Origin of the sequence: Nocardiopsis codii (assembly GCF_036327455.1) — a bacterium.
Taxonomy (GTDB): Bacteria; Actinomycetota; Actinomycetes; order Streptosporangiales; family Streptosporangiaceae; genus Nocardiopsis; species Nocardiopsis codii.
Genome location: NZ_JAUZMY010000036.1, coordinates 38413 through 60272 on the forward strand (window position 1 = coordinate 38413; position 21860 = coordinate 60272).

Below are 21860 nucleotides of genomic sequence, written 5' to 3' on the forward strand. Positions count from 1 at the left end.
CTGCGCCACCCGGGGCGTGAGGAACAAGGGAACAGGATCGTGCGCCACGGGCTCCAGCGGGCCGGTATCGCGGATAACCACCGGGGGTCATCCAGCACTTGGCTCGAAGAACCGCTGCTCGGAACAGTGGCGGGGCGGCGCTGCCGCAGATAACCCCGGGTTATCTGCGGTCGATCCCGCGATGCCGCCACGGCGAGGAGCCCACACCTCGTTGACCTGCGCGAAGAGCGCTTAGCGCACGATCCTGCTCCGATGTTCCTCACACCCCGACGTCTACCTCGGCGTCTACCAAATGCACGTGCGGCGGGACTGGGTCCTCGCCGACCCGCTGCGCTGCCCCTGGCCTCGGTGGCGCGCAGTCGGTCGTGGGGCGGATCACGTCGGCGATCGCTGGCGGCGGGGAGGGGTTAGCCCATGAGTGTTCACGGTGGCTGGCAGCTCGCCGACGCAGCTCATGGAGTCCCCCGGGCCGATTGTGAGAGCGAGTTTCCAGTGGTCGGGTGAGCGGGCTTCTTGTCCCCGCGGCTGAGCGCAGAGCTGCGGTGTCGCGGGAGATCATCGCGTCCAGCAGGCCAGTGCCGCGTTGCTGGAGCAGGCGCACGGTGAGCGCGGGTGACACGCCCAGGACGACGGCGGCCAGAAGGACTGCGGCGAGGACGCTCCCCCACCACGAACCGCCGAATACGCCGGGCAGGAGCGCGACCAGCAGGACCACTGGGAAGATCGTCATCTGTCCGCCCGTCGGATCGCCCGCTTGCTGTCCCGGGTAGATGCGATCGCGGGCGTCCGTGCCCACAGCCGGCACCACGACGGCGAGCAGCGGTGCCCCGGCACAACCCGCCGCGGCCGCGGCGATGGCGCCGCCGACGGCGGCACCTCCCAACCACGAGCCGGTCACAGCCCACAGCACGGCCGCCAGCGCGATGGACGGCAAGCCGAACAGTAGCGCCCACGCCACCATCCGCCCGCGCACGTCAGCCTTGAGGGCGCCCGGCGTGGTGAGGAGCTGCCACAGGGCCGTGCCGTCCAGGGCGTAGGTGTTGATCGCGACCATCGCGCCGAACAAGGCTGCCGCGGGGCCTGCCAGCGGCAGCGCCCAGCTCCAGTCGGTGGAGGCGATGATGAGCGCCATCAGCAGCGGTGTCAGCCAGGCGCTGCGCAGCTCGACGCTGCGGGCCGGGTCACGCCGCCACGTTGCCAGCTCTCGCGAGACGACCGCGGCCACCTGCGGCGTCGTGAACGGCAAGAACAGCCAACGTCCCGGTACGGCGGGCCGCCTCCAAGTCGCCTGGCGAGGCGGCCGGCGCAGGGCGCGAACCGTCAGCGCGATCCAGCACAGCTGTGCTAGGGCGCCCAAGGCCAGCAGTGCCGCCAGTGGCAGCAGTACTGATCCCGCCCCGCCGCCGTCGCGGGCGGCGATCGCCGCGCCGTATCCCCAGCCGGTGGGCAAGGCGGCGAGCACGTCGATCATCGGCTCGGGCAGTCGCCCGGCCGTGGGGGTGACCAGGGCTGTGTCCCCCTCGCCGAGACGTGGCAGCAGCCAGGCCGCCACTGGTACCCATCCGGCGAACGACAGCGCGAGCATGATCGCGGTCTGTACGGCCGCCAGCGTCACCCCGGCCCGGGTCTGCAGCAGCCAGCCGGCCAGTGCCGCCACCGTTTTGCCCGCCCAGATGAGCAGATACAGCTGGGCCAGGGCCGCGGCGATGGCGGCCGTCACCGCCGCCGTACCGCCCGGCGCGGCCAGCATCACCAGCGACGACAGGCACGCCAGCGTGATCAGCGGGCCGATGCCCAGCAGTTCGGTCCACGACAGTGCACGTGCCAGCCGCCACGGCCGCAGCGGACAACCGCGCCACCACTCGCGGGAGATGACCGACGGATCATGACGGGGCTGGGCCAGCGGCCCGAACAGCCACATGCCACCCCACACCGTGAGCGCCACGGCGATCCAGCCCTCGTGGATCACGCCATGGGTGGTCAAGAACGCGCCCGCGATCACGAGGGCGGCCAGGATCAGTCCGGTGACCAGGCTGAAGGCGCGCTCGTTGTGCGGGCCGTTGCGTAGCAGGCGCAGCTTGAGCGCGAGCAAAGTGCGGGTCACGCGAGCCACCCCAGCGGTCGCACGGGATCGGCGCCCATCAGCTCGACGAACCGCTCGTTCAGCGTCGAGCCCGCGGCCACCTGCTCCACCGGCCCCTCGAGCAGCACCCGGCCGTCCATCACCACTGCCACCCGGCGGCAGTGGCGCTCGACGAATTCCATGATGTGGCTCGACATGACCACCGTGCCGCCGGCGTCGACGTACTGCGTGAGCACTTGCTCGATGGAGCGGGCCGAGACCGGGTCGATCGCCTCGAACGGCTCGTCCAGTACAAGTACTTGGGGCCGGTGCAGCAACGCCAGCGCAAGACTGATCTTCTTGCGCATGCCTGTGGAGTACTCCACGATCAGCGTGCGTGGAACCGCGTCCAGTCCGAGGATCTCCAGCAGGTCGCCCGCCCGCGACCGCCAGCCGCCGTCCAGGCCGCGCAGCCCCGCGCTGTAGCGCAGGACCTCGCCGGCGGTCAGCCGTTCGGGCAAGGACAGCCCGTCCATCATGACGCCGAGCTGTGCGAGCGCGGCCTCCCGCGCGGTGCGCAGATCGTGACCGGCGACCCTGACCGAGCCGGCCGTCGGACGGCGCAGCCCGCACATGGCAGTCAGGGCGGTGGTCTTGCCGGCGCCGTTGGGGCCCACGATGCCGTAGAACATTCCAGGCGGAATGCTCAGGCTGAGCCGGTCGACGGCGAGCCTGGCGCCGAAGCGTTGAGTCAGGTCCGCCACTTCGATGGCGGGAACACAGGGGTGAGCACAGGGATTCTGCAACAGACTTCCTCACTCGGCCGTGTGGGCGAGGATCGCGTCAGCCAGCTCCGGGTGGGTCTGCGGCGGCAGCGTGTGCCCCATGCCCGCCACGATCATCAGCCGCGCCCCCGGGATCTGCTCTGCGATGACCGCGCCGTGTCCCGGTTTGACCGGCTCGTGGCTGCCCTCGACGACCAGCGTTGGAGTCTGGACCCGGTGCAGCGCGTCCATCGGCTCGAAGTCGGGGTCGGCTCCTGCGGCCAGCCGGTGGTTGGTCGCCGCGGACAGGTTGCGGGCCCGCTCGTAGACGCGTTCCTGCAGGCGGCGCGCCGCGTCCTCGTCGAAAGGCAGCCCGGTGCCGTGCAGCACGCGCTGCTCGGCGATCATGCCGTCGATCAGCGCGCGGCGGTCCCGGGCGGGCGGGGCGGATATCAGTGAGCGGAAGAATTCCACGAACTCGGGCTTGGGCTCCGGCAGGTCGGCCTCGGGCTGCGGCTGACCCGTCAGGGCCCGCATGAGCACCCGACCCTCTCCGCCGCCGAGCGGCGAGGAGGCGATGACGGTCAGCGACCGCACCCGCTCCGGCGCCTCCACGGCGATGAGCTGGCTGAGCAGCCCGCCCGCCGAGTGGCCCACCAGGTGTGCGCTGTCCAGGCCGTGGGCCGCCAGCACGCGGTAGACGTCGTTCTTGATGTCGCTCCAGGTGTACGGCGCGGTCGCGAAGTCGACGGTGCCCGACATGCCGGTGTCACGGTGGTCGTACCGGATCACCCGGCGGCCTCCGGCGGCCAGGCGGCCGACGAACTCGTCCGGCCACAGGATGCCCTGCGACATCGAACCCATGATCAACAGGATCGGCGCATCCGTCTCGGCGCCGAACTCCTCACTCCAGATGGTCACGTTCTGCATGTCTCACAGCATGTCGTCCCCGGCCACGGGGGCCTTCCGTAGAACTACTAGCCGCGCCAGATCCGTACGGGAGCCGATGCCCAGCTTCGGATAGATCTTGTACAGGTGGTACTCGACCGTACGCGGGCTCAGGAAGAGCCGGGCGGCGATCTGCTTGCTCGACAACCCGTCGGCGACCAGGCCCGCGATGCGCAGTTCCTGCGGGGTCAGCGCGTCGAGCACACCGGGGGGCGGGACGCTGCCGTTCTCTCCCGCCGCCCGCAGCTCTTCCTGCGCGCGCCGCGCCCACGGCCGGGCGCCGGCCTGCTCGAAAACCTCCCGTGCCATCCGCAGGTGCGCTCGTGCCTGGCCCGGTCGTTGCGCGCGGCGCAGACGCTCACCCAGCAGCAGGGCCGTCCTGGCCGCCTCGAACGGGTTGGTGTGCAGCTGCAGCGCCTCGCCGAAGGCGTCCTCGGCCGATTCGGCCAGGCCTCGGCAGCGGGCCAGCAGCGCGCGGGATTCGGACGTCGTGGCGTGTTCGGTCGATCGCTCGTAGGCTGAAAGTGCCGCGCGGGCACCGGCCTCGTCGCCCGCGCCCACCGCGGCCTCGATCCGGTCCGGCACCGTCCGCCAAGCCACGGTCGGATGCCCTGTGCCCGGCCCCGCCGCCGCGATCGCCCGGAAACGGTCGTGCGCCGACACGTAGCGGCCCAGGCACAACTCGAGCATCGCCCGCGCGTACGCGGCCACCCCGGCGTGCAGTCCCACCCGGTGCGGCAGGGCGATGGCCAGCGCCTCGCGGGCCTGCCGTTCGCAGGGCTCTTCCTCTCCTCGCAGAGCCGCCAGCACTGCCAGATTGGCCAAATGCGCGGCCACCGCGTTCTCGTACCCGGCCTCCCGTGCCAGCGCCAGGCCCTCCTCGGAGATGGCCTGGCTGCGCGCGAGCCGTCCGGCGAGGCGGTCGGCGGTCGCCACGAACTCCAGCACGACGGGCAGCTGCCCGGTCATCCCCGACACCCTGGCCACTCGCTCGGCCCGCTCAGCCATCTCGGTCGCCAGGTCCGACTCGCCCAGAGCGCTGGCCGCGGCCGTCGCCCAGAGGTAGTCCGCCGCATCCTCCGATTCGTCGGCGCGCGCCAGTGCCCGCCGCAGCAGGCCCGGTCCGGCGGCGTCGCCGCCCAGTGTCAGCCCGATACCGGCCACCGTGTCGCGCAAGAACCCCTCGGGGTGCGCCGCCGCCCGTCGGCCGAGCTCGACGATGGCCGCCGTGTCGCCGACGTAGGAGGCCGCCTCCACGGCGTCGGCCAGCATGTCGAGGCTGTCGCCCGCCGCCAGGATCCGCACGGCCTCGGCCGCGTTGCCCGAGTTCAGTTCGAACCGGCCCCGGAGGTGGGCGATCTCCATCGCGAGCGCGATGTTGCCGTCGGCCCCTTCGCGTGCCTGGGCCAGCAGCGATTCGGCCTGTCCCGGGCGGCCGGCGAGCCAGGCTGCCACGGCGGCGCCCTTCAGCCGGACGGCGCGGGCGCGCGGTTCGGGGGTCAGCTCGGCGGCCCTTGTCAAGGCGGAGGCGGCGGCGCCGTACCCGCCGCGGTCGCGAGACCGCTCGGCGGCCTCCGCCAGCGAGAGGGCGACCGACTCGTCCTGGCCCAGGGCTGCTCCGGCCAGGTGCCAGGCCCTGCGGTCGCCCGCGGTCAGCTCCGCCAGGACGGCGTGTACGTGGCGGACCTCGGCGGGAGCTGCCGACTCGTGGATCGCGGATCGCACGAGCGGGTGACGAAAGCGCACGCCGGTGCCCGACACCTCGGCCAGACCGCTCTCCTCCAGCTCGGCGAAGGCCGTCGCCGCGGCCCCCGCCTCCCTGTCCGCCAGCTGTTCGGCGGCACGCAGGACCACCTCGATGTCGCTCTCGACGGCGGCGATCAGGGCGACCAGCCGGGCGGGGGCTGACAACCCGGTCACCCGGTCGCCGAAGAGTCGGGCGCCGCCGGGCAGCGGGTCGGGCAGCGGTTCGCGGCCGGCGAGTTGCGCGGGCGTCAGCCGGGCGGCGATCTCGTCCAGGGCCAGGGGGTTCGCCCCGGTCAGGGTGATGAGTTCCCCTCTCACCGGGCCGGCCGGCAGCCCGTGCCTGGACTCCAACAGCTCGGCCGCGGCCTCCTCGGACAGGCCGCCCACGCCCACCGTCGACGGCACGCTCTCGACGGGGGCGTCGCCGCGGACGGCGAACAACATCGCGACCCGTTCGGTGCCCAGCCGCCTGGCGGCGAACAGCAGCGCGTCGGCCGAGGCCCGGTCGACCCATTGGAAGTCGTCGACCACGCAGAGCAGGCCCTCCGGGCCGGCGGCCTCGACCAGTAACGACAGCACGCCGGCGCCCAGGAGGAAGCGGTCGCCCGCACCGTCGGCGACGTGCCCCAGGGCCGCTCGCGCGGCGTCGCGCTGCGGCCCCGGCAGCGCGTCGAGCAATCCGGCCACCGGCCGCAGCAGCTGGTGCAGCGCAGCGAACGCCAGGTCGGCCTCGGACTCGACACCGCAGGTCCGCAGCACCCCCATCGCCCCACCCCGCGCGACCGCCGCGTCGAGCAGGGCGGTCTTGCCGGCGCCGGCCTCACCGCGGAGAACCACCGCCCCACCGCGGCCCTGGCGGGCCTGGGCGATCACCTCGTCGAGTGCGCTGATGTGCGCAGATCTTCCGTAAAGCACAGAAACCCACTCTAAAGGGGGACGGCCGGCGTACGGCCCTCATTGGCGGGATAGCCGCTTGATCGCCCGCCCCGACCAGTCGTACACGGCCCACTCCTCCGCAGACACCTTCACCTGCTGGGCGACGTACGACACACCCGGCACCGGGATCTCCCCGCGTCCTCAGATGCCGAGAAGCTGCGGGCCGTCCTCGCCGAATGGGACATGCGCAGCTCTGGGTAAAGCCACAAAGTCACATAGCCAGGTAGTCAACTTTCTGGCTACGTGGAGAGTCATTGCTGGTCAGTCCACCCCGGTCATGGGATTGGACATGGCCACCGCAGCGTGGCCACCGACGGACACGGGCTTGGCCATGTCCGGATTGGTGGCCACGCTGGCCCGGACACGAGGGCGCCGGGCGGCCCCTCGGCGGGGGCGTGTCCGGGGTCGGCGGCCGCGCTCGCGGCCATGGCCAAAAGTCCAGTGCTGAAGTTTTGGTCATGTTCGGGACGCGCCCCTCGTGTCCGGGGCGGGGTTGGCCATGGTGGCCAGAGGCGTCGTCTCACCACGAAGCCACCAAGCCAGGACGTTAACTCTTTGGCTTGGTGGCTTGTTACATAGCTACAACGTCACAGAGCTGGCTTTGTGTCCAGGTCAAAGGACATGCGGGAACCTCCCGCATGTGTGGGTCGGTGCACGATGACGTCGGCGGGGTCGCCCCACAGGGGTCCGGGCTGGGCCAGGAGTCGCTCCAGCTCCGCGGCGCGGGAGGGGGTCGGGACCACGTAGGGGGAGTCCTCGGCGGGGCGCCCGGTCGCCGGGGCGGGTGGCGATCAGCGGACGGTCTGGATCGGCGATCACCTCGGCGCGGTCGACGTTGCGGTGGTCGGTCAGGTCCCTCACCACCGAGCCGGGAACGTTGACCCAGCGGGCCGACCTGCCCTTCGCAATCGCCTCCGGCAGCCAGAACCTGCGAAATCCAGCAGCAGTCCCTGGCCCCGCTGGCAACTCCACGCCAGTCACCGCTGACTGCTCGGAGATCCGCATGCCGGTGCGGACCATCAAGTCGGAGTAGGCCGCGTTCCGCGAAATCCAGCGGCCTCGACAACCCGGTGACGTCATATCCGCGGACCTCGACGTCCCGCCTGCGTCGGTAGGATGCCGCCGACAGCCACTCGACCCTCTGGTCGGCCTCGCCGTGGGCGTAGGTCGTTGGAACCGCCGCGATCCCGGCTGCACTCGACCGGCTCGACGCGAACGACAACCCGGACGGCGACGTCGGCCGGTCTTGCTGAGGGAGAGGGGCTTCAGCCACCAACTGCCCGCCCACCGCCCACTGGTAGAAGGCCAGCACTAGGATCTTGGCATGGCGAAGGGCAAGGTGCAGCGGCGGGCGCGGAAGATTCTGGGCGAGGAACCCGTGGCCTTGGTCTGGTGTGAGATCCACAAGCCCGTCCCCGCACCGCCCAAGGACGTTCACCGTGCTGCAGGCAAAGGGCGCCTGAAATCGCGCCACCACTGGTTGTGGTACGCCGGAGCTGTGGTGTTCTTCTTCGTGGTCGTACCGATGATCTTGCTGGACAGTCTCGGCCGTAGACTTGACCAACGGCTGTCGGGACGGAGCCGTGACGGTCAGACCGGACAGCCGCGTCCACCCGACACACAGCGTTCCGGCCGTGACCGCTCTCGTGAGAGGGATCGCGGGCAGGACCCGACCAACGGGGTCTTCGACGGGGACTGGAACCTGACCGCCGGCCAGCTGCTGCTGCGTTGGTACGGGTACTCGCCCAGCCCTAAGCGCCTGGTCATGCTGACCCGCGACCGCATCTGCGTGGCAGCGTCCCCTCGCCGTCGGCTGTCGCCGACCAAGGCCGACGATTTCCGGACCGTCACGGAGTTCACCCTCGACCAAGCCCGGATCGACGGTGAGGCGGGCCAGCCGCGCGGGTATGCCACCTTCCGGCTCGCGTTCGCCGACGGTTCCTGGCTGGAGTTGGGCCGACTCGGCGAGCCGGAAGATGCCGATCACTTTCTGCGCACGGTCAGCGGCTGATCAACCCTTCCGGCTGCCCCGGCCGCTCAGTCCTCTTCGCCCTCGAAACCCCCGCCCCCGCCGCCCCCCACTCCTGGCCACCCCGCCACGGCCGGTGGCCGGGCCGTGGCCGCCCCGGGGCGGCCCTGTCCCCGCACCCGTGGCCACACCGGTGGCCAAGAGGTGGCCATGCCCCTGTTTCTGACCTCCGCTAAGTGAATCTGGAGGATTCGTGAAGGACGCAGCCGAGACTGCTCCGAACGAGCGGGAGCGGCCCAAAGGGTTGTTGTTCCGCAATCGGGACTATACCGGCTGGTGGATCGGTGACACGTTCGCCGATTTCGGCACAGCGCTGTCCGTCGTCGCCTATCCGCTGCTGGTGCTCGCGGTCACCGGATCGGTGGCCGGTGCCGGGATCGTCCAGGCCGCCGTCATCATCGGCAGCCTGGTGACGATGCTGTTCGGCGGCGCGCTCGCCGACCGGTTCTCCCGGCGGGCCCTCATGATCACAGGGCCGCTCGCGCAGTCCGCGGCAGTGAGCACCGTCGTGGTCGCCGTCATGGCGGACCAGGTGGCGGTCGGCCACCTGGCCGTGGTCGGGTTCGTGCAGGGGCTGGCCAACGGGATGACCCAGGGGGCGCAGCTGGCCGCTATGCGCCGCCTGGTGCCGACCGAGCAGATGTCGACCGCGTGGGGCCTGTACGAGTCCCGGGTCATGACGATCAAGCTGGTCGGGCCCGCCGTCGGCGGTTTCCTGTTCGGCATCATGCGCTGGGTGCCGTTCCTCATCGAGGCGCTGTCGTTCCTGGGCAGCGTGATCGGCACGCTGCTCATCCGGCGCCCGCTGGGCCCGGACCGCGACGACACCGACCCGCGGGAATCGATCCTGGCGATCATCGGCGTCGGCCTGAAGTTCATCCGCGACAACGCCTACCTGCGCTTTTCCGCGCTGTGGGTCTCGCTGGTCGCCACCTGCTACACCGGCGTGGTGCTGCTCGTGATCGTGCTGGTCGACAGCCGCGGCGGCAGCGCCGCGGTGGTGGGCGCGGTGAGCTCGGTGGGCGCCATCGGCGGCCTCGCCGGAGCGCTGATGTCCACCTGGATCGCCAAGCGCTTCCCCCGGCGGCGGCTGGTCATCGCCGTGTCCTGGATGATCGCAGCCGTGGCCCTGTGCATGGGCTTTGTCCCAGGCACGTGGTCGGTCGGCGCGCTCCTCGCCGTGATGATGTTCCTCATCTCGCCGCTCAACGTCGTCCTCGCCACCTATGAGATGGAGATCATCCCGGATGAGTTGATGGGCCGGGTGCAGAGCGCGATGAACGTCGCGGCGACGTCGGTCCAGTGGCTCGGCCCGCTCGGTGCTGGCCTGCTGGCCTCGGCGTTCGGCCCCACGGCTGCCACGGCCGTGTTTGCCTGCGTGATGGCCGTTCTCGCGATCGCGACGCATTTCTCCGGTGGCCTGCGTGCGCTTGACCGACCCGAAACCTGCAAGTGATTGACCTCGCCATCGTCGGTGTTCTCTGCCTCGGTGACCGGATGAACGTTCCCAGGGGGGCGAACCAAGTACGCCGGAAAGGGGCAATGGGCCAATCCGAAGCTTTCGAGTGGCCTAGCGCTCTGGAGTGGTTTGTCCTGATATCGCACGGTTCTGACCGCCGGTAGCCCGTGGTTATCTGCGGCAGCGCCGCCCCGCCGCTGTTCCGAGCAGCGGTTCTTCGAGCCAAGTGCTGGATGGCCCCCGGTGGTTATCCGCGATACCGGCCCGCTGGAGCCAGTGGCGCACGATCCTGTTCCCTTGTTCCTCAAGCCCCCGATCCTCCTCGACCCGGCTACCTTGCCCCTCGCCGTAGCTTCGGGAGCCCGGGCCTGGCTTCACCCTGCTCCCGACCCGGAAGTCGCCGAGTGTCACGGGAAGCGGGTCGGGGGCGGGGCGGCCGAACACGCTCAGCGGCTCCGGTCGACCGGGACTTCGGGGCGGTCGACGGCGACCCCGAAGCTACTCGCGGGTTAGTTGCCACTTGCTGACACGCTCCTTACCGACACGCCTACTACGTCGAGCCGTTCGCCGGCGGACTGTCGGTGCTGCTGGCGAAGACGCCCAGCCGCATGGAAACGGTGAACGTGAAGATGTCGACCTCGACTCGCCCCCGGAGTGACGGCCTGAGGTGGACCCGCGCGAGCTCTCTTCAGACTGACGGTTGTCGGTCGAGAAGCCCGACGGGGTCGGCGCTGTAGGCGACCATCCAGCTGGGGTCGATGCGATACCACACGTTCTCGTCCCAGAACGGATCGTCGCCGTCGCCGTCGTAGTGGTTGACGAGGTAGTCACGGACGCTCGGCCAAGTCGGGTCGCTGCTCGTCCCCTCGGGGTTCAGCGGAACGGCGTGTCCATGCGTGAAAATGCCGAGCTGCTCGCCGCGCATGAAGGTCGCGCTGATGCCGGGCCGCGCCGCGAGATGACGGGCTTTAGCGGCTTGGCGGTGGGTGCCGACGATCCAACGGCCGTGCAGGAGGTGCCCGTCGACGCCGCTGATGCGTGGCTCCCCGCGCCGGGTGACTGTGGCGATGGCCAGGGTGCACATGCCTTGGCAGACTCGGACAACCTGCTCGGCGTCCAAGGTGCTTTCACCTGGACGGATGATCGATTTGAGGTGGCTGCTGGAGCCAGCCAAAGACGTGTCGAGCAGGACTTGGAGGCTGTGGAGCTCGTCGGGAGTTTCGAACATTCGGCTAGTTAATCGGCTCCCACCGACAGTGTCGGCTCAGTGCGCAGTCGCCGACCGGGCGTCGACATCCGCGCCCGCCGAAGTTCGCCGCGCTCGGGCCCAGACTCAGCGGTCGGCGACTCCGGATCGCGCGCCGCAGCCGACTGGATCCTCGCGGCAGCCTCCCTGCCCATATCGGTGCGCTTACCCATGCCCTCTACGTACCGGGGGTTGAGGAACGTCGGAACGAAAACCCGCGCTCAAGACACAGCTCCCCTACGGACGGATGTCGTACTTCTGGAAACGGGCATGTCCGGAAGTGGACTGCCGGGGTGACTTCTGGAAACACGACCCCTGGCCGTCAGCAGCCCTCCGAACGACTTCTGGAAACACACGGACCGGGCGGCCCCGCCACACCCTCGGCCTTCCCGAGGACCTCGCGGCCGAACTCGCCGTCTTCACCGACCGGTTGGCTTCGGCCACCGATCTGGGTGCGGCCACCATCAACAACCGCCTGGCCGCCGTGGACGCCTTCTTCGCCCTGCGCGGGTCGGGGCGCCCCGTGGTGGTGCGCGAACACCTGGCCCGCCCCCAGCGCCCCGCACCCTGGACGCCCTCACCATCCTGGTCGGAACGCCTCTGTGGTTCCGGGGCTTCCTGGCCTGGACGTGACTCGTCCCGGTCTCCTTCGCCGGTGCGGTGTGGGGTGTTTTCGTCGCGGGGGCGGTCGGGATCGGGGCCTTCGCCCTGGTTCTGCGGGGTGTCGCCGCGCTGGGGTGTGGTCGGGGAGGGCCGCAGACCACGAGCTTGGTGGTCCCGCGGATAGACCGGTCGGTTTTTGGCTCTTCCTTGGTCTCGTCTTCCTAGGCCATGGCCCATCTCACCTCACTCCGTCCTGAACAGAGGAAGGGCTCAGAGGTCGAAGACCGTGACAGGTGCGGAGGAGGGATTTCGTCACCGGCAAGACAGGTGTGCAGGTCCCCTGCGGCTTGGTTCAGCTTGCCTGGGGGCCAAGGGGTCGTGGGTTCAAATCCCGCCGTCCCAACAGAGGAAGGGCGTTCGCGTGAGCGGACGCCCTTCTTTCGTTCCCGGGGGAGAGGGCTGCGGTGCGCTGCTCGCGGTCGGGGCGGGGGACGACGCCCGGCGGCGCGGCGGGCGGCAGGGTGTTCAGCGGGGGCCGGGGCGCACGGCTTCCTGTAGCGGTGAGGGGTCGGTGACGGGGGCGAGCCACAGGCCGGTGAGGGCGTCGGTCAACCCGGTCGCGGCCTGCTGCCAGGAGCTCCTCGGGGTGGTGCCGCCCTCGGCGAGGGTGCGCTCCCGTGCGGCGATCGTGTGCACGATGAGTGTGCGGGCCATGTCCTGGCGTTCGCGGCGCACCGGCGCGGGAAGGTCGGGCAGGCACCTGCGCAGCTCCTCGCCGGTGCGGACCAGCGACGGGGAGTCGAGGGCCTCGCTGGACACGATCTCGCGGTAGGCGGGGTCTTCCAGGGCCTGGGCGCTGAAGCGCCCGTACCAGGAGGGCGTGCCCAACTCGGCGAGGTGTTGGGCCAAGGGCTCGACCATGCACCCCACCCAGTCCCTGACCTCGGTGGATCCGTCCACCCGAGCCACCATCCGGCGCCGCAGGTCCTCCAGCCGCTCGGTGTGCCGGCGCACGATCGCCCGCACCAGCCCGTCCTTGGACCCGAAGTGGTAGGTGACCGCGGTGTTGTTCCCCTGACCCGCCTCCTGGCTGATCTGGCGGTTGGACACCCCGGCCACACCGTGCTCCGCGAACAACCGTTCCGCCGCCGACAGGATCGTCTCCCTCGTCGCCGCCACCCGGTCCGACCTCGCCACCCTGCCGCTCATGCGCACCACCGTACCGATCCCCGCCCGTGGCGGCTCACCCGTGTCGCCCTCGTCGGGGCCCGTTCCCCGGACCGGCCCCCTGCGGGGCGGTCGCTCCCGTGCCCGGAAGGAGCGGGGAGGATCGGCGGCGTCCCCGGCACTATGGCCTCCCTCACCCACGTCGGGCGTGGAACAGGTCCGGTGCGTACTGTTAGCCTCATTCATGCGCCTGACTTAAAAGTCGGCGCTTTCGTGCGTTCCAAGACGGGGGTTCCTGCTCGATGACCCATGCCCACACCGGACCATCCGACGCGCCGCCCACCGCGCGCCCGCCCGTCCGACCGAACGTGATCGTCTGCGTCCTGGCGTTCAGCGGGATCGTCGTCTCGCTCATGCAGACCCTGGTCATCCCGCTCGTGCCGGTCCTGCCCGGCCTGCTGGGAGCGACTCCCGGGGACACGGCGTGGGCGATCACCGCGACGCTGCTCGCCGCCGCGGTCGCCACACCCACCGTCGGCCGCCTGGGCGACATGTACGGCAAGCGCCGCATGCTGGTGTTCAGCCTGGCGGTCCTCGTGGTCGGGTCCGTGTTCTGCGCCGTGGCCACCAGCCTGGTGCCGATGGTCGTGGGCCGGGCCCTGCAGGGGCTGGCGGCCGGGGTCATCCCCCTGGGCATCAGCATCATGCGCGACGAGCTGCCCTCCGAACGCCTCGGCGGGGCCACCGCCGTCATGAGCGCGTCGCTGGGCGTGGGCGGTGCCCTCGGCCTCCCCGCGGCCGCGTTCCTCGCCCAGACCGCGGACTGGCACACGTTGTTCTGGGTCGCCGCCGCCCTGGCCGCCGTCGCCGCCGTTCTGGTCCGCTCGCTCGTCCCGGACTCGGGGGTCCGGGCGGGCGGCAGGTTCGACCTCCTGGGCTCGGCGGGGCTGTCCGTGGCCCTGCTCCTGCTCCTCCTGGCCGTGTCCAAGGGCTCGGACTGGGGCTGGAGCAGCGGTATCCCCGGGACCATGCTCGCCGCCGCGGCCGTGGTGCTCCTGGTGTGGGGCTGGTGGGAGCTGCGTGCCCCCCACCCCCTGGTCGACCTGCGCACCAGCGCGCGCCGCCAGGTCCTGCTCACCAACACCGCGTCCCTGGTGTTCGGGTTCTCGATGTTCGCCATGTCCCTGGTCGTCCCGCAGCTGCTCCAGCTCCCCGAGGCGACCGGTTTCGGATTCGGGCAGACGATCCTGGTCGCAGGACTGGTGATGGCTCCGAACGGCCTGGTCATGATGGTGATGGCGCCGCTCTCGGCGCGGCTGTCCCGTGCCATGGGACCCAAGACGACCCTGATGTGCGGCGCCCTGCTGGTCGCGATCGGCTACGGCCTGAGCCTGCTGCTCATGTCCGGTATCTGGCAGCTCATGATCGCCTCCACCGTCATCGGCGCGGGCGTGGGCCTGGCCTACGGAGCCATGCCCGCCCTGGTCATGGCGTCGGTGCCCCGGTCCGAGACCGCGGCGGCCAACAGCCTCAACACCCTCATGCGCTCCATCGGCACCTCGGTGGCCAGCGCCGTCACCGGCATGGTCCTGACCAGCATGACCTTGCCGGTGGGCGGCCAGGATCTCCCGTCGCAGGGGGCGTTCACCCTGGTCCTGGGCATCGGCGGGCTCGCCGCCCTCACCGCGTTCGCCATCGCCGCCTTCCTGCCCCGGCACCGGAAGGCCTCCGAGGACGAACCGACCGGGACGGAGCCCGAGCCCGGCTCCGCGCCGCCCGTCAGCGCCTCGGCCACTCGCGGCACCTGACCGCACCCGCCCCGGCCGCCGGTGACGGTTTCCCGGTGGGGCCCGTCGGTTCGGGGCCCTGGTTCCCCCGCCCGTCGCGGATCCGGCGGCGGGGCGGCCCTGTGTTAGCACGCCCCGCAGCGGCGCCCGGCCCGCCCTCCTCTCAGGAGGGCAGGCCCGCGGAGTCCGGCTCCCGTCGCGGGCGGCCGTAGGTGAGACGCCGGATCAGCACCTCGAAGGGGCCGCGCAGGCCCGCGCGGCGCATGAGGTCGGCCAGGACCACCGTGGCCAGCCACACCCCCGCGCCGACGGCGACGGAGGCCGCGTCCGACAGGCGCCCGGCCAGGTCCAGAGTGAAGGGCAGGAACAGCACCGCCCACGCCACCGACTGGAGCAGGTAGCAGGTCATGGAGCGCTGTCCGGTGGCCACCAGCGCCCGGACCACCGGACCGCGCCGCCCGCCGATGCGCACCGCCGCGAGGGCGATGAGCGCCGCGTACCCGAACCCTCCGGCGTAGCCGGACAGGATGTGCAGCCACCGGGCGCCGATCTGCGCCGCCGCACCGAAGTCGGCGACCTCCAGCACCACCGCCAGGTAGGGGACGCCGCCCAGCACGGCCACGGGCACGCCCACGAGGGCGACCCGGCGCAGCAGGGGCAGGTGCTCCTCCGGCCGTTCCAGGAGGCGCCGGCGCGCCGCCCACACGCCCACGGCCACGGGGAACACCGAGACCGTCACCATGAGCACGAGCGAGGGGAGCCAGCCGGTGGACCGTGTGAGCAGCTCCTGGGCGAGAGTCACCTCCTGGCCGAGGACCGGTGTCTCCTGCCGCAGCCGGGCGAAGACGAAGTCCAGGACCGAGTACGCGAGCCCGCCCACCGCCATCCACGCGAAACCGTGGGAGAGCAGGCGCCGGTCGCTCGCGCCGAGCAGGAACACGAAGCACACGGCGATCAACCCGTAGACGCCGATGATGTCGCCCTGGAACAGCAGCAGGGTGTGCAGGAAGCCGATGAGGAGCATCCACCGGCCTCGCCGGCGCAGCAGAGTGCGGACCCGCGGCCAGGGGTGGCCTTCGCCGGTGCGGTGGCGGTGGATCTGCGCCAGGCCGTAGCCGAACAGGGCCGCGAACAGCGGGTACCCGCGGCTCTCGGCCACCAGCACCATGAATCCGGTGACGGCCACGTCCAGGGTGTCGTCCAGGGTGAAGGCGTCGCCGCCGGTCACCATCTGCCGGAACAGGTGGGCGTGCACGGTGGCGATGACCAGGAGCATCATGCCCCGGGCCAGGTCGGGGGCGAGGGAGCGCCGGGACGGGTCCAGGCCCGTGTGGGCGCGTGCGGCATCGGGAGAGGGGGACATGGGGAGTCTCCGGGGGGAAGGCGGACGCCGGGCGCGCATGACGGTTTCCCGGCGGGGCCCTGAACGGGCGTCTGAAGAGTGGCACGAACCAGGGCGAACCGACACCTTCCGTCCCGACGGCGGACCGGCGGCGCGGAACCGCTGCCGCGGGCACGGGGAAGCCCGGGCTGCCCGGCGCCGCTCGGGGCGGTCCGACTCGGACCGCCCCGGGACGACACCGCCGCCGGTCAGGGCAGGCGCAGGCTCAGCCGGGCGGCTCCCGCGGGGGCCGACGCGAGGGTGCCGCCCTCCCCGTCGGCGGTCACGGTGGAGGAGTCGGCGGGTTCGGCGCCGTCCACGCCCACCAGGAGGACCTTCCACCCCCGCGCCGGAGCGGGGTCGGCCTCCACGGTGACCGCGTCCTCCGAACGCGAGATCCGGAAGACCGCGGCGGCGGAACCGTCGGCGGCGGGCACGGTCACGACGGCGGGGCCGTCGGCGGCCAGGGCTGGGCCCCCGGCCCCGTACACGCGCAGGGTCAGGCCGTCCGTGTAGTCGTAGTCGGGGCGGTCGTCCACCGAACCGACAGGGAGGACCGCGTGCGGCCGGACCAGCAGCGGCAGGGAGTCGAAGCCGTGGACCTCGCGGCGCCACCCCGGGCCCCGCACGGTCTCGCCCGTCAGCAGGCGGGTCCACTCGCCCTCGGGCACGTAGTACTCGACGGAGCCGTCCGGGCTCAGCACGGGGGCGACGAGGAGGTCGTCGCCCAGCATGTACTGCGTGTCGAGGTGGTGGCAGGTGGGGTCGTCGGGGAACTCCAGCAGCATCGCGCGCATCACGGGCGTGCCCTCCCGGTGCGCCTGCACGGCCGCCCCGAACAGGTAGGGCATGAGCGCGCACTTCAGCCGGGTGAACGCGCGGGCCACGTCGGTGGACTCCTCGTCGAACTCCCACGGGACCCGGTAGGAGCGGCTGCCGTGCAGCCTGCTGTGGGAGGAGAGCAGGCCGAACGCGAGCCAGCGCTTGAACAGCGCCGGGTCGGGGGTGCCCTCGAAGCCGCCGATGTCGTGGCTCCAGAAGCCGAACCCCGACAGGCCCAGCGACAGTCCGCCGCGCAGGCTCTCCGCGACGGCCTCGAACGTCGAGGCGCAGTCCCCTCCCCAGTGCACGGGGAACGCCTGGCCGCCCGCCGTGGCGGAGCGCGCGAAGAGGACCGCCTCGCCCTCGCCCCGCTCACGGAGCAGCAGGTCGAACACCGTCGCGTTGTACAGCTGCGTGTAGTAGTTGTGCATGCCGTGCGGGTCGGAGCCGTCCGACCACACGACGTCGGTGGGGACCCGTTCGCCGAAGTCGGTCTTGAAGCAGTCCACCCCCATGTCGAGCAGGGGTTTGAGCTTGCCCGCGTACCACTCCCGGGCGCCGGGGGACGTGAAGTCGACCAGCGCCATCCCCGCCTGCCACATGTCCCACTGCCAGACGGTCCCGTCCGGCCGCCGGACCAGGTGCCCCAGCCTCGCGCCCTCCTCGAACAGGGCCGACCGCTGGGCGATGTAGGGGTTGATCCAGACCGAGGTCCGCAGCCCCCGGGCCTTGAGCCGGGAGAGCATGCCCACGGGGTCCGGGAACACCTCCGGATCCCACTCGAAGTCGCACCAGTGGAACTCGCGCATCCAGAAGCAGTCGAAGTGGAACACGCTGAGGGGTACGCCCCGCTCCGCCATGCCGTCGACGAACCGGTTCACCGTGGCCTCGTCGTAGGAGGTGGTGAACGACGTGGACAGCCACAGGCCGAACGACCACTCCGGGGGCAGCGCGGGGCGGCCGGTGAGCGCGGTGTACCTGGCCAGGACCTCCTTGGGGTTCGCCCCGTGGACGACGTAGTACGTCAGGGAGTGGTCCTCGACGCTGAACTGCACACGACCCACGGACTCCGAGCCGACCTCGAACGACACCGGCCCGGAGTGCGCCACGAACACCCCGTAGTTCCGGTTGGTCAGGTAGAACGGGACGTTCTTGTAGGCCTGCTCGCTGTTCGTGCCGCCGTCGGCCTGCCAGATGTCCACGGTCTGCCCGTTGCGCACGAACGGGGTGAACCGCTCGCCCATGCCGTACACGAGCTCGCGGATCCCGAGCGACAGCTGGCCGAGCATGTGGTGGACGCCGTCCGCGTCCTCGACGAAGCCGGTCCCCTTCGAGTCGACACCGGTCAGCGTGGTGCCGTCGGCGCTGAACTCCATCTGCCACGGGCCGTCGGTGCTCACCGTCAGGGACAGCGACCCGCTGGTGAGTTCGATGGTCGAGCCGTCCCGGCGCACCGAGGCGGAGGCTCCGGGATCGCCGCGCACGTCGAACTCCGGCGTGCGCCGGACCGAGCCCGCCAGGTGCGTGGTCCGTACGCCGATCACACCGGGGGCGGGGGACCAGCAGTCCACCGTCACCAGCGCCGTGTTGAGCGTGTCCCCGCGGTGCCCGATCGGTCGCACCGGCGCGTAGAGGGTGAAGCGGTCGTCCTGCACCCGGACGTCTCGGGCCTCGCGCGCGTAGTGGGCGCGGACGCCCTCCCGCATCTGCCAGAACCCGTCGGTGAACTTCATGGGCGGACTGCCCCTCTCGTCTTGGTGTCGGTTCGCCGGCGGTACCGACGACGGGTCACTTGAGTGCTCCGCTGGAGATCCCGGCCGCCACGTATCTCTGCGCGACGACGAGCAGCACCGCCGCGGGGACCGAGGAGAGCACGGCCACGGCCATGACGGCGCCCCAGTCGCCGACGTGCGCGCCGATGTACTCGTAGATGCCGAGCGTCACCGGCTTCACGTCGTCGGTCGTGTTCAGGGTCAGGGCGAAGAGGAAGTCCGACCACGCGAACAGGAAGGTGAACAGCCCGGCGGTGATCAGCGCGTTGCGGCTCATGGGCAGCACGATGGAGACCAGGACGCGCAGCCGCCCGCCGCCGTCGATCATCCCCGCCTCGATCACCTCCTCGGGGATGGACACCATGAACGCGCGCAGCAGGACGATGGAGAAGGGCAGTCCCAGGGACGCGTCCGCCAGGACCAGCCCGAGGTAGGAGTTGACCAGACCCAGTTCGACGTAGGCGTTGTAGAGCGCGTTCGCGACCACGATGCCCGGGACCATCTGGGTGATGAGGGTGGCGAACACGACCGTGTCCGCGCCGCGGAGCCGGAACCGCGCCAGGGCGTAGGCGGCCGGGGTGGCGACGGTGAGGCAGACGGCGACCGCGCCGAGCGACACCAGGACGGAGGTGAGCAGGTTGCCCGCCTGCGAGTCCCAGGCCCGTTGGAAGTTGCCGGGGTCCGGTGAGCGCGGGAACCAGGGGAGGCCCGCCGTCGCGGCGCCCGGCTGCAGCGCGGTGTTGACCATCCAGTACAGGGGGAACAGCAGGACCGCCAGGACGAGGACCCCGACGACGAGGCTCACGGCGTCGCCGCGCGCCCTGCGCGTCACCCGCGGCCGGGGGGCGGTGCGGGGCGCGCCGCCCCGACGGGCCGGGCCCCCCGGGGCGCGGGTCCCGTGTCCGGAACTGCTGCGCACGGCGTTCATCGGGTGACACCTCCGCGGTTGGCGCGCAGATAGACCGCGGCGAAGACCATGCTGAGGACGATCAGGACGTTGCCGACGACGGCGCCCTGGCCGAAGTCGAGCCGGAGGAACGAGAGCTGGTACGTGAGGGTTCCCAGTGTCTCCGTGGAGTGCGCCGGCCCCCCGTTGGTGAGTGCCAGCACCAGGTCCAGGATCTTCACGGTGGACATGAAGCCCAGCACCAGCACCACGGTCACGACGGGCCGCAGCAGGGGCAGGACCACGCCGAAGAAGGTCCGGAACGGGCCGGCGCCGTCCAGGACGGCGGCCTCGCGCAGCTCCGCCGGTATCTCCTGGAGGCCGCCGTAGAGGATCACCATGTTGAAGGGGACGCCGATCCAGATGTTGACCAGGATCACCGACAGCAGCGCCTGGTCGGGGCTGCTCAGCCAGGGAACGGCCGACGACGTGAGGTGCAGCGCCTGGAGCGCCTCGTTCAGCACCCCGGTCTCCTGGTCCAGGACGCGGCGCCAGACGGTGCCCGCCACCACCATGGGGATCAGCCACGGCAGGAGGAGCAGGGAGCGCATGACCCCCGACAGCGGGAACCGGCGGCTGAAGAAGAGCGCGAGCGCCATGCCGATGGTGAACTGGCCCAGCAGCGATCCCGCCGTGAACAGGAGGGTCCGCCACAGGGAGGCGCCGAACAGCTCGTCGGTGAAGACGGTCCGCCAGTTCTCCAGGCCGTTGAACGGAGCCTCCCCCGTGAAGTACGTGGAGAACGTGTAGTCCTGGAAGCTCATCACCACGTTGCGGACCAGCGGATACCCGAAGAACAGCAGCATGTACGCCAGTGCCGGGGCGACGAACAGCCAGGCTGTGAGGTCGCGCCGCCGCGACGTGGGCGCCGGTGCCCTCACGATCGGCCTCCCAGCTGCGTCTCGACCTGCTGTTGGGCCCGCTCCATGGCGTCCTGGGGGCTCGCCCGGCCGGTGAGGGCCGACTGCAGGGCGGTGCCGATGGCCTGGGAGTAGGTGTTCCACTCGGTGCCGACGTTCCCGGTCCTGCTGCGCGCGGTGCGCACCTGGTCGACGAAGGGCGCCAGTTCCGGCACCTCGTCGCGGTACTGCTCGGCGGCGCCGGGGTCCAGGGGCACGTTGCTGCCCTTGGTCGACCAGTCCAGCTGCGCCTCCGGCGTGGTCATGCAGGCCACGAGTTCGGCGGCGACCCGTTCGCGTCCGGGGTCCTCCGCGTTGACGGGCACGGTGTAGGCCTCCCCGCCGATCGGGGCGACGGAGGTGTCCCCGGCCTCGGGGACGGGGATCTCCGCGACGGCCCAGGTGCGCTCGGGATGCTCCCGCAGGACGGGCATCTGCCAGGGGCCGTTGACCATCATGGCGGCGTTGCCGGCGATGAACTGGTCGTTGGCGTCGGCCTGCGTCCAGTTGACCACCGACGGGGACACCGACCCCTCCTCGACGAGTGAGACGACGTACTGGAGCGCCTCCACCGACGCGGGGGAGTCGAGCTCCCTCTCGTCTCCGCCGTTGGACCACAGCCACGGCAGGAACTGGTAGACGCCGTCCTCGGTGGCGAGGGCGCTGATGGCGAGGCCGTAGCGGTTCCCCTCGGTCAGCGAGGCGGCGGCGGTCCGCAGCTCCTCCCAGGTGCCGGGCGGCTCGATGCCCTCCGCCGCGAGGAGGTCCGCGTCGTAGAAGAGGCCGATCGAGTTCACCGCCCGCGCCGCGCCGTAGTACACGCCCTCGTAGCTGCCGAAGGCGAGGGCGCTCTCGGTGAGGTCGTCCGTGGGCAGGCCGAGCTCCTCCAGGGGGACGAGGCCGCCGGCCTCCGCGAACTGCGGAAGGTCGGAGCCGTCGAGGGAGATGACGTCGGGGAGCGAGTCGGAGGAGGCCATCCTCAGGGCCTTGGGGACGAGCTGGTCGGCGGGCACGCTGAGCTGGCGCACCTCCACGCCCGCCTCGACGCCGCAGGCGTCCATGATCTCCTGGTCCCAGGAGTGGTAGGGCTCGTCGGTGCCCGAGTTCATGATCGTGTACACGTTCGGGTCGCGCTCGGCCGCGCAGCCGAGGGCCGTCAGGAGGAGCGCCGTCGCGCAGACGGCCGCGCGGACGGGGCGGGGCGGGGGGTGGGGTTGGCGTGCGTGCATCGGGGCCCTCTTCGGCGGGGAGGTGGGCGGTGCGCTCGCGCCGCGGCGCGGGCCGTGCGGGGGG

At 71.3% G+C, this 21860-nt stretch carries 14 protein-coding genes; 3 read left to right on the top strand and 11 right to left on the bottom strand.

The window, feature by feature from the left end; translation table 11 throughout:
* Positions 1-259: 259 nt before the first annotated feature.
* From Q8791_RS26985 to Q8791_RS27000, 4 genes are read right to left on the bottom strand one after another with little or no spacing between them, the layout of a single operon-like run.
* Positions 260-2104, bottom strand: a complete 1845-nt coding sequence (locus Q8791_RS26985) for a hypothetical protein (protein WP_330094632.1) — start codon at positions 2102-2104, stop codon at positions 260-262.
* Positions 2101-2868, bottom strand: coding sequence for an ABC transporter ATP-binding protein (locus Q8791_RS26990; RefSeq protein WP_330094633.1), 768 nt, complete (start codon positions 2866-2868; stop codon positions 2101-2103). Before Q8791_RS26990 ends, Q8791_RS26985 begins: the two co-directional genes overlap by 4 nt.
* Before the next feature lie 9 nt (positions 2869-2877).
* Complete coding sequence (locus tag Q8791_RS26995) at positions 2878-3756, bottom strand: alpha/beta fold hydrolase (protein WP_330094634.1); 879 nt, start codon at positions 3754-3756, stop codon at positions 2878-2880.
* Between the two features lie 3 nt (positions 3757-3759).
* Positions 3760-6435 carry a helix-turn-helix transcriptional regulator gene (locus Q8791_RS27000; protein WP_330094635.1) on the bottom strand — a complete coding sequence of 892 codons (2676 nt, stop codon included), beginning with the start codon at positions 6433-6435 and terminating at the stop codon, positions 3760-3762.
* A gap of 1345 nt (positions 6436-7780) precedes the next feature.
* Between Q8791_RS27000 and Q8791_RS27005 the strand changes: the two genes are divergently transcribed.
* Together Q8791_RS27005 and Q8791_RS27010 are read left to right on the top strand one after the other, a co-directional pair.
* Positions 7781-8467, top strand: a complete 687-nt coding sequence (locus Q8791_RS27005) for a hypothetical protein (protein WP_330094636.1) — start codon at positions 7781-7783, stop codon at positions 8465-8467.
* Positions 8468-8678: 211 nt separating this feature from the next.
* Complete coding sequence (locus Q8791_RS27010; protein WP_330094637.1) at positions 8679-9941, top strand: MFS transporter; 1263 nt, start codon at positions 8679-8681, stop codon at positions 9939-9941.
* Between the two features lie 691 nt (positions 9942-10632).
* Here the strand turns inward: Q8791_RS27010 and Q8791_RS27015 are convergent.
* Positions 10633-11172 (bottom strand): pyridoxamine 5'-phosphate oxidase family protein, encoded by a 540-nt coding sequence (locus Q8791_RS27015; protein WP_330094638.1) that lies wholly within the window; start codon positions 11170-11172, stop codon positions 10633-10635.
* 1146 nt (positions 11173-12318) lie between these two features.
* Positions 12319-13002: a TetR/AcrR family transcriptional regulator gene (locus tag Q8791_RS27020; RefSeq protein WP_330094639.1), complete on the bottom strand. Its 684-nt coding sequence runs from the start codon at positions 13000-13002 to the stop codon at positions 12319-12321.
* 326 nt (positions 13003-13328) lie between these two features.
* Between Q8791_RS27020 and Q8791_RS27025 the strand changes: the two genes are divergently transcribed.
* The gene (locus tag Q8791_RS27025; protein WP_330094643.1) at positions 13329-14768 is read left to right on the top strand and encodes an MFS transporter; all 1440 of its coding nucleotides are present in this window, start codon (positions 13329-13331) and stop codon (positions 14766-14768) included.
* Between the two features lie 142 nt (positions 14769-14910).
* Here Q8791_RS27025 and Q8791_RS27030 read toward each other — a convergent pair whose 3' ends face one another.
* From Q8791_RS27030 to Q8791_RS27050, 5 genes are all read right to left on the bottom strand, one after another.
* A complete protein-coding gene (locus tag Q8791_RS27030; protein ID WP_330094640.1) occupies positions 14911-16110 on the bottom strand; it encodes a DUF418 domain-containing protein in 1200 nt (399 codons plus the stop codon).
* Between the two features lie 227 nt (positions 16111-16337).
* A complete protein-coding gene (gene yicI / locus Q8791_RS27035) occupies positions 16338-18683 on the bottom strand; it encodes an alpha-xylosidase (RefSeq protein ID WP_330094641.1) in 2346 nt (781 codons plus the stop codon).
* A gap of 55 nt (positions 18684-18738) precedes the next feature.
* Positions 18739-19650, bottom strand: a complete 912-nt coding sequence (locus tag Q8791_RS27040; protein ID WP_330094642.1) for a carbohydrate ABC transporter permease — start codon at positions 19648-19650, stop codon at positions 18739-18741.
* The gene (locus tag Q8791_RS27045; RefSeq protein WP_330094644.1) at positions 19647-20474 is read right to left on the bottom strand and encodes a carbohydrate ABC transporter permease; all 828 of its coding nucleotides are present in this window, start codon (positions 20472-20474) and stop codon (positions 19647-19649) included. Before Q8791_RS27045 ends, Q8791_RS27040 begins: the two co-directional genes overlap by 4 nt.
* Positions 20475-20545: 71 nt before the next feature.
* Entirely contained in the window at positions 20546-21796 is a 1251-nt protein-coding gene (locus tag Q8791_RS27050) for a sugar ABC transporter substrate-binding protein (protein ID WP_330094645.1), read from the bottom strand.
* Positions 21797-21860 lie beyond the last annotated feature (64 nt).